The organism is Algoriphagus hitonicola, from assembly GCF_900113375.1.
Lineage (GTDB): Bacteria > Bacteroidota > Bacteroidia > Cytophagales > Cyclobacteriaceae > Algoriphagus > Algoriphagus hitonicola.
Genome location: NZ_FOPC01000004.1, coordinates 24,409 through 32,505, shown reverse-complemented (window position 1 = coordinate 32,505; position 8,097 = coordinate 24,409). Strand labels below are relative to the sequence as shown.

The 8,097-nt window shown below is 41.5% G+C and carries 7 protein-coding genes; 1 reads left to right on the top strand and 6 read right to left on the bottom strand.

Annotated features, from left to right (window positions below; translation table 11 throughout):
• Positions 1-165: 165 nt before the first annotated feature.
• The 6 genes from BM043_RS06555 to BM043_RS06530 all read right to left on the bottom strand — a co-directional run bounded on the left by BM043_RS06555 (position 166) and on the right by BM043_RS06530 (position 6,933).
• A complete protein-coding gene (locus BM043_RS06555) occupies positions 166-1,509 on the bottom strand; it encodes a glycine-rich domain-containing protein (RefSeq protein WP_092790015.1) in 1,344 nt (447 codons plus the stop codon).
• A 318-nt stretch (positions 1,510-1,827) separates the two neighbouring features.
• The gene (locus BM043_RS06550; protein WP_143189486.1) at positions 1,828-3,129 is read right to left on the bottom strand and encodes a hypothetical protein; all 1,302 of its coding nucleotides are present in this window, start codon (positions 3,127-3,129) and stop codon (positions 1,828-1,830) included.
• Between the two features lie 189 nt (positions 3,130-3,318).
• Entirely contained in the window at positions 3,319-5,073 is a 1,755-nt protein-coding gene (rho, locus tag BM043_RS06545; RefSeq protein WP_092790011.1) for a transcription termination factor Rho, read from the bottom strand.
• Between the two features lie 207 nt (positions 5,074-5,280).
• Positions 5,281-5,970 (bottom strand): DNA repair protein RecO, encoded by a 690-nt coding sequence (gene recO / locus BM043_RS06540; protein ID WP_092790009.1) that lies wholly within the window; start codon positions 5,968-5,970, stop codon positions 5,281-5,283.
• 48 nt (positions 5,971-6,018) lie between these two features.
• Positions 6,019-6,603, bottom strand: a complete 585-nt coding sequence (locus tag BM043_RS06535) for a thymidine kinase (RefSeq protein WP_092790007.1) — start codon at positions 6,601-6,603, stop codon at positions 6,019-6,021.
• 3 nt (positions 6,604-6,606) lie between these two features.
• Positions 6,607-6,933, bottom strand: a complete 327-nt coding sequence (locus BM043_RS06530) for a 2Fe-2S iron-sulfur cluster-binding protein (RefSeq protein ID WP_092790005.1) — start codon at positions 6,931-6,933, stop codon at positions 6,607-6,609.
• A 34-nt stretch (positions 6,934-6,967) separates the two neighbouring features.
• Here BM043_RS06530 and BM043_RS06525 point away from each other — a divergent pair, with 34 nt between their 5' ends.
• The gene (locus tag BM043_RS06525) at positions 6,968-8,056 is read left to right on the top strand and encodes a hypothetical protein (RefSeq protein ID WP_092790003.1); all 1,089 of its coding nucleotides are present in this window, start codon (positions 6,968-6,970) and stop codon (positions 8,054-8,056) included.
• The last annotated feature ends 41 nt before the right edge of the window (positions 8,057-8,097 follow it).

Below are 8,097 nucleotides of genomic sequence, written 5' to 3'. Positions count from 1 at the left end.
GTTAAAATCCTCACAGTAGCTTTCTTGAAAAAGCCCGAATAAGTGATAGCAGAAACAGTTTATAAGTGTATTTGATCTACTTATAATTAATTAGTCTTGAATCTCTCGAAGCCTTCTGTCTGATTCAGAAAGAATTTGGGCTTAGTTATTTCAGGTTAAAGAAGACTATTCAAAAATTACTTTTAGAATTTCCACTGTATTGTTCCATTGAATTTCTATCACCAAAAATCCCTTCCTGATAGTTGAAATAGATTCCCGAAGTTCGGTATTTAAAGATTCAATGTCTTCCACCGTTTTGTAAGGCGTGTTTATCGAGTTTCCGACCAGCCTAAACGTAATAGGCTTTCCATTATGGCTTTCAGCATTAAGATGATCAATATTGATATTATCCACTGTTGCGGGATTGGGATAAACTCTCCAGTTGCCATTTGTCTGGCGAACCGAAGGAACATATAAACCCACAACTTCGCTTAGATTAGTTGACTTGGCATTTAAATCAATCTGTTTAATTCTATAGAATAAGGATCCTCCCGACAAAGGGATTTTATCATCTTTAAAAGAGTATTTTTCCGGTTGATCAGAATAGCCCACCGCCCGAACTTCACCAATTTTTTTCCATTGATCTATTCCATTTTGAGCCCTTTCGATTTCGAAGTGAGAGTTTTCCCATTCTTTTGCCGTAGCCCAGTCTAATTTGCCAATTCTTTCCGCGCTATTAAAATTTGCTTCGAAATAGAGGTATTGTACCGGAAGGATTCTAAATGAAATATTGATTTCCACGACTCCATTTCCACCGTTTCCGCCACTTAATCTTCCACCGCCGCCGCCGCCGCCATTAGATGCACCTGAGGCATTTCCAGTGCTACCGTTGCTTCCTCCATCTACGCCTTGACCGACGACATTATTTGAACCAGCTCCTCCATTAGCAGCCCCTCCGCCGCCGCCTCCGTATCCATTTATTCCTGCTCCTCCATTTCCTCCTCTTGCAGAAGGAGGCGGGAAGCTTGTAGTTCCGTTATTTCCGTTTCCAGAGGCTCCTCCTCCTCCTCCTCCTGCATATCTAGAACCGTTTCTATTTCCATTTCCACGGGAGGTACCGGATCCAGAATTTCCACCCCCTCCTGCATTCCCGCCACTACCTCCTATTCCACCACTGCTTGATATGCCATTAAATATAGTGGGTTGTCCATTTGCCCCTGCACCGTTTGGACCTGAGCGTCCGGTTCCTCCCTCGCCGATAGAACCTGTCAATACTGCCCCCTCCAGGGCTTCAATTGTTATCGTCCGAACTTGACCTCCGCCGCCTCCGCCTGCGCCATTTCCTTTGCCACCACCACCACCTGCGCCTACAATAATCACTTCCAGATCAACAAGCACTTCGTCTCCAGGCTTTAAGTCAGATCCTGAGTAGTTGGGAACCGTGAAGGTAAAGTTTCCTGGACTGGTAAAGCGCTCGGTTGTTTGCCCGAGAGCAATTTGATCAAAAGCAAAAAAATGTATATGAAACAATACTATACAAAATAAAATTTGTAAATCCGGTTTGCGAAAGACTCTCGCCTTTAAGCTTGTATTTGGATTCATTTGTACCATTTCTTGTGAGGTGATTTCTGGAGATTCTCTGAGTTACTTTTTTATGTATCTGAAATCCAATATTCTTTATTTATACAAATAATATTTTGTTTGATCGATATAAATAGATTCAAATGTACATTTAAGAGGTAATAAAACAAATTAAATTTTAAAAAAAATGAGAGCAAGGAATTGCTCTCAAGGAGATTATTGGGTGTTTAATGAATAAAGAAAGAGTGAATTGGATAAGATTTTAACTTATTTTCGAATCAATTTGATTACTTCCACACCTCTTTTTGACTGTATTTCTAAGAGTATAATGCCTGGTGAATATTCTTGTATTTCCAAAGATAATTTGGTATTTAATTCCTCTAGACTTTGTGCTGTCAAGATTTGGTTTTGGGAGTACTTTCCAAAAATCCGAACCCGAACTTCCTCAAAGTCGGAAAAATCAGAATCATGGGGCTGTATTCTTAGATCTCCTCCAAAACTTGGATTGGGATAGATATGCCAAAGCTTTCCCGTTTGTACGAGTGAGGGAAGAGGCACTCTTGTAAGCTGAGAAATGTAGTGAACACCATTTCTGGCAATGATTCGTATTCTATAGTAAACATTGGACCCACTAAGGGGAAGATATTGATCTGAAAAATTATAGGCCTGAAAACCTTCTGAGTTTCCATTGGCATTGATTTCTTTGATCTTTTCCCATCGTTCCACCCCGTCTACTGATCGTTCTATCTCAAACGATTCGGTATCTTTTTCAGTAAGAGTGGCCCATTCGAGTAAAACAGATCTATTTTCATCTTGAAATTTGGATTGAAAATAAGCTAACTCTATGGGTAAAACCCGACCATTCAAGATCTCGCACAGGGATAGAAGTTGGATTTCGCTAGTCCAAGAAATATTTCCTGAGCTACCCGGGATAGGCGGGTCACTATTTTCGCAAAGCTCACTTTCGTCGCCAGTCCATCCATCGATTACTAGTCCACCCGATTCTATGATAATATCTGCGTCTCCAAATTCTAATTCTGCATTGGGACCCTGTAAATCAATGATGACATTGCCAAACGTGAAATCATTTCGTTCTACATTGCCATTGATATTCCGTTGATCAAAAATAATAGAGCCGCCATCTTCTACACAAATTCGGAGATTTGAAAGCTCAGTGATGTACACTATTCGTAAAACTGATCCAGACCCAACGACAATACATCCATCACTAATGGTAAATCCGGGTTCATTTCCATTGTTACCACGATTAAGGGTGAGATCAGCGCCATTTGATAGGATGATGCCTCCTAAATTAAAATCTGAAGCCGTCCAGGTGTAACTTTCATCCTCAGCAGAAAACTTGGCGATTTGACCAGCGGAAAAATTACCGGAGCCTGTCCAGCGAGATGCATTTAATCCTCCATTAGTTCTATCGTTTAAAGAGGTCGCGTTTGAAGTATACGTACGTGGACTTCCGCATTCGGCACATTGTGCCAGAAGCGGTATCTCAATGCACAACCAAGCCAAAAGGCTCAGCAAAATGCCTTTGTTCAGTATATATTTTGTCAAGGGTGGTGATTGATTGGGTGATCAATATCTTAGCTTTAACAAATTCATTACCAAAATGTTGAAAAATGCTTATGAACTGCAAAAAAAGATAATAAAAAAGCAGAAAATTGCTCTTGAATTGATTTTTCAGCTAAAAAAAAGTCCCCGATCATTTAGAACCGGGGACTTGATATTTAAGATGATTTGACTTTATCCGTTCATGCTGATCAAAAACTCAGCATTGTCTCGGGTTCCTTTCATTCTATTGAGAAGGAATTCCATGGATTCTTGCGAATTCATATCGCTCATGAGTTTTCTCAAAATCCAGACGCGCTGCATTTCTTCTTTGTCCATAAGTAGATCTTCTCGTCGGGTCCCAGAACCCAATACATCAATAGCAGGATAAATTCTTCTATTGGCCAACTTACGGTCTAGCGCGAGTTCCATGTTGCCAGTTCCTTTGAATTCCTCAAAGATCACCTCATCCATTTTAGATCCCGTCTCTACCAAAGCAGTAGCGATGATAGTCAAAGAACCCCCATTTTCTACATTTCGGGCTGCTCCAAAGAATCGCTTAGGTTTGTGCAGGGCATTGGCATCTACACCACCGGAAAGGATTTTTCCGGAGCTAGGTACCACAGTATTATGGGCTCGGGCTAGTCGGGTGATGGAGTCCAAAAGGATCACCACATCATGACCGACTTCCACCATTCGCTTTGCTTTTTCCAACACGATATTGGACACTTTTACATGTCTATCGGCAGTCTCGTCAAAGGTGGATGAAATCACTTCGGCATTAACTGACCTCGCCATATCTGTTACTTCTTCGGGTCGCTCATCGATCAGCAAGATCATCAAGTGAACTTCAGGATGGTTTCTGGTAATGGCGTTGGCGATTTGCTGGAGGAGTACCGTCTTACCTGTTTTTGGTTGGGCAACGATCATTCCTCGCTGTCCTTTTCCTATCGGAGCAAACAAGTCCAAAATTCGGGTAGAATATCCATCCGGACGAGTAGAAAGATTTAATCTTTCCTCAGGGAAGAGTGGCGTCAAGTATTCGAATGGTACCCGATCTCTGATTTCATCTGTGGTTTTGCCGTTGACGGTTCCGATTTTCAAAAGAGCGAAGTATTTCTCTCCTTCTTTAGGAGGCCGAATGGACCCCTTAATATGATCCCCCGTTTTCAAACCGAAAAGTTTGATTTGACTCGGTGACACATAAATATCATCTGGGGAAGCCAAGTAATTGTAATCCAATGAACGAAGGAATCCATATCCTTCCTGCATGATTTCGAGTACACCTTCATTTTCAATGATTCCGTCAAATTCCCGAGGGCTGACGTAAGGTTTCTTTGAACGATGGGATGGAACAGTCTCAGCCGCAGGAACAAGCATTTCATCCTGTGATTTGAAATTTTTACGCTTGGGTAATTCGATCTCCGGCTCTGGCTTCGCGGGCTTTTCTTCTGAAACGTCCGCCTGAGTTTCTTCGGGGACATTTACTTCCTCAAAAATTTTCTTCCGAGGTCTAAAAGTTTTGTTTTCTTCTTGAGCTTTTGGCTCTTTTTGAGGTTCTTCCTTTTTTGGAGCAGGCTCTTCTTTTTTTGACTTATGCTCGACTTTAGGTCTTTCTACCGGAGCTTCTGGTTTGGGAGATTTTGCTTCTTCGGTGATTTCAGTGACATTTTGCCTTCTGAATTTTGATTTGAATTCCGGCTCTTCCTTTTGTATAGGTTTGGGTTCCGGTTTTTCGGCGGGTTTTGGCGCCTCTTCAGCTGGTTGTGTCTCTGTGGCTGAAGGTTTTTTCTTAGGAAGTGCCTGCTCTGGTGTGATGGCCTGCTGATCCAAAATAGCGTAGACTAATTCGTCTTTTTTTAGCGTTTTGAAGTTTTTTACGCCCAGCTCTTCGGCGATTTCCTTCAGTTCAGATAATAGCCTGATTCTGAGTTCTTCTATGTTGTACATAAAGAGGGTGTGTAATAAATAATGTTTTGAGGTAAAATGCGGTCTTTGGAATCGTGGATGCTTTTCTGAGCAAAAAAGGTCTGCAGGAAAAACTCAAGTCAAAGTGGGCTGACTTGTACATTCACGGTGATGGTACAATATTAGTTCTTCCCAATGTATTTCGCAAATTTTGTACCCAAAATCTGATTATTTTTAAAAGGACTCAAATCATATCATCAGTTGTCTCAAAATTGTCATGGATTTCCATACCTGATTGCTCCCAAGTTGCTCATTATAAAACTCCAACAAATAATCCAGCAGCTTTCTCCGGATCTGCAATCCGGGCTTATATTGACAGTCAAACGAATCGGACATCAACTGCCGTAAGTATTCGAATGCTTTGCTATATTCATCTTTCGTAAAAGCCAGTCTCTTGCTTTCATCGATATATTCTTGAGGATCATCCGCCCCAAATCCCAAATATTTAGCTTGCTCGATTAAGAAGACATGGGGAAAATGACGGATATTTTTCTCTTTTTGATCCAAATGAAAAAGGCTTCTTTTTAAAAAATCAAACAGCTCTTCATTTTGGTAATTTTCATAAATGGACCGATTGATCACTTCAGACATAAATAAAGCCAAGCCGGTCCGCTCAAAATCAAAGGGAATATGCTGAAACGGTCGGGAAAGCTTAAATTCCGAAAGTCGATGTAATCCTTGATTTTCCCTGTCGTATACGACCAAATCCAACACCGTCATCGGTTGAAAAAGTGCGGTTTTAGATTTGCTTCCTTGGGTTCTGATACCATTGACCACATAGGATTTTAGACCGATCTCACGGGTAAAAATCTTAACAATCACGCTACTCTCCTTGTAGCGGATGCTGTTGACCACTATTCCTTCTGTCTTTTTGAGCATGGAGCAGTGGGATATTAGTTCAGGTTGAAAATTGTGGAAACTCGTTTTTTAGCGCTTGTCTTCATAGAAACATTTTCTACAGCGAGCCTCGTAGCTGTCTTTTTCTCCAAGCATTACTTTCTGCTTAGAGTCTGATAATCGAAATGAAAATGCCGCTAAATCACCGCATTTCATACAGATGGCATGGACTTTTGTGACATATTCCGCAACGGCCATAAGTTTAGGCATGGGTCCGAAAGGCTTGCCTTCAAAATCCATGTCCAAGCCGGCAAGAATCACCCGCTTGCCTTGATTGGCCAGCTTTTGGGCAACCGAAACGATCTGCTCATCAAAAAATTGGACCTCGTCAATTCCGACCACATCGCAGTTCCCGCTTAGTAGGAGGATGTCTTCTGCAAAATTTACCGGCGTGGAGCGGATGGAAGTATCATTGTGAGAGACCACATCCTCTTCATGATAGCGCTTGTCCACACTGGGTTTAAAAATCTCTACCTTTTGTCGGGCTATTTTGGCACGATTCAGCCTCCGAATCAATTCTTCAGTCTTTCCAGAAAACATCGAACCGCAAATGACCTCGATTTGACCTTTTTGGAAAGGAGTATTTTTCCGATTGACAGAAGGTTCAATAAACATATGCTATTCGCTGTATTCTAAATGAGGAAATTTATTGATGTCGGCGACTCGGATACAAATTTCTCCGTCTAATAAACTACACTGGCAAGAGAGACGCTCATTTGGCCCGAGTCTCTTGAGTTTTCGAAAGTAAATTTCCCGATCGCTGGGGCTGCTGAGATTTTCCTGTCCCGATACCATGATCATTTTGCAACTGGTGCATCGACCCTTTTTGCCGCAGGCATGCATCCAATCAATATTATTTTCATGGATTAATTCAATAACTTTACGAGAAGTATCCGTAAAATTAATTGTGCGATTAAATAGGTTTTCAATGACGATTTTCGGCATTTATTCGTTTACTTTTCTAAACATCACCTAAGCAATGACAGTCCAAATTAACAGCAATTATTTAGAAAATTACTCCAAAAACTTCGCTTCCAAAGTCTGTGATCGATATTATGCAGAGAAGCAGTTTATTACAGGACAGGACATTGTCCAGCTGACCTCTGCTGTGCAGGTCAATTTCTTTGTCATCAAGCGGCTTTTTGAGCTTTGGCAGGAGGAATTGGAAAAGCTGAAAAGCAATCCCTATTTTGATTACAGGGATATAGCCGTACACGAAGCCTTGACTCAATTTATGAACGTGCTTTCCCGCAGGATAAAAGTCGAGCGCAGTTATTTGGAGCCTTTGGTGGCTGCAGCGGTCCAAAATGCCATACAACTCGCCACTGATCCGGTGGGATATTATCAGTCTGAAATAGACAAGGCACCGGAAAGTAAAATCAATGAATACCTTAAAGAGAATAAAAAATATTACAAATGGCATGTGACCGTCATTTCATTTTTGGTGGATAAGACCGGATTTGGTCATGATCGATCGGCGTATAAAAAAGCCATTGCAGCCAATTATCAGGCTGTGAAGGAGAACCTCGAGTCAGTCAATTTACTTTTGGCTACCCTTGGGGACGTTCAGGCGTTTGATCTTGATGCTTATTTGGTTCAGGAAGAAGTACCATCTAGTCCAGTTGTTGAAAAAGAGAAGAAGGAATCTGAATCCGACTCGTCATTTTTTGATCAAATGGGAGAGGACACTTCAGTGAAACCAACTGTGGAGCCAATCAGAGAAACCCCACCTGCACCTATCCAGAATTCCACATCGAATGGGAAAAAGTTAAATTCGGAAGATTTGAAGTCCCGTTTTTCGATTGAATCCTACCGAGGAATGAAGGCGATTTTGGGCGAATTATCCGAAAGCCTCGCCATCAATCAGCGCTTTATGTTTACCAAGGAGTTATTTGATGGCAACGCGGATCTACTCGGTCATGCGCTGAAATCCATCGATGATTGTCGGGATTTTGATCAGGCGATCGATTTGGTCAATCAGCGCTATGTATCTGAACTAGACTGGGATGTCCAATCAGAGGCAGTTCATGAATTCACCCAGTTGATTTACCGGAAATTCGCAGATTAAATTCTATTGATTTCTAGATTGAAGCTATCCTATTTGGTTTT

Excerpts from the sequence above, each read along its gene's own strand:
- rho (WP_092790011.1), bottom strand. The coding sequence starts at position 5,073 with ATGTACAACATAGAAGAACTCAGAATCAGGCTATTATCTGAACTGAAG.
- recO (WP_092790009.1), bottom strand. The coding sequence starts at position 5,970 with ATGCTCAAAAAGACAGAAGGAATAGTGGTCAACAGCATCCGCTACAAG.
- BM043_RS06535 (WP_092790007.1), bottom strand. The coding sequence starts at position 6,603 with ATGTTTATTGAACCTTCTGTCAATCGGAAAAATACTCCTTTCCAAAAA.
- BM043_RS06530 (WP_092790005.1), bottom strand. The coding sequence starts at position 6,933 with ATGCCGAAAATCGTCATTGAAAACCTATTTAATCGCACAATTAATTTT.
- BM043_RS06525 (WP_092790003.1), top strand. The coding sequence starts at position 6,968 with ATGACAGTCCAAATTAACAGCAATTATTTAGAAAATTACTCCAAAAAC.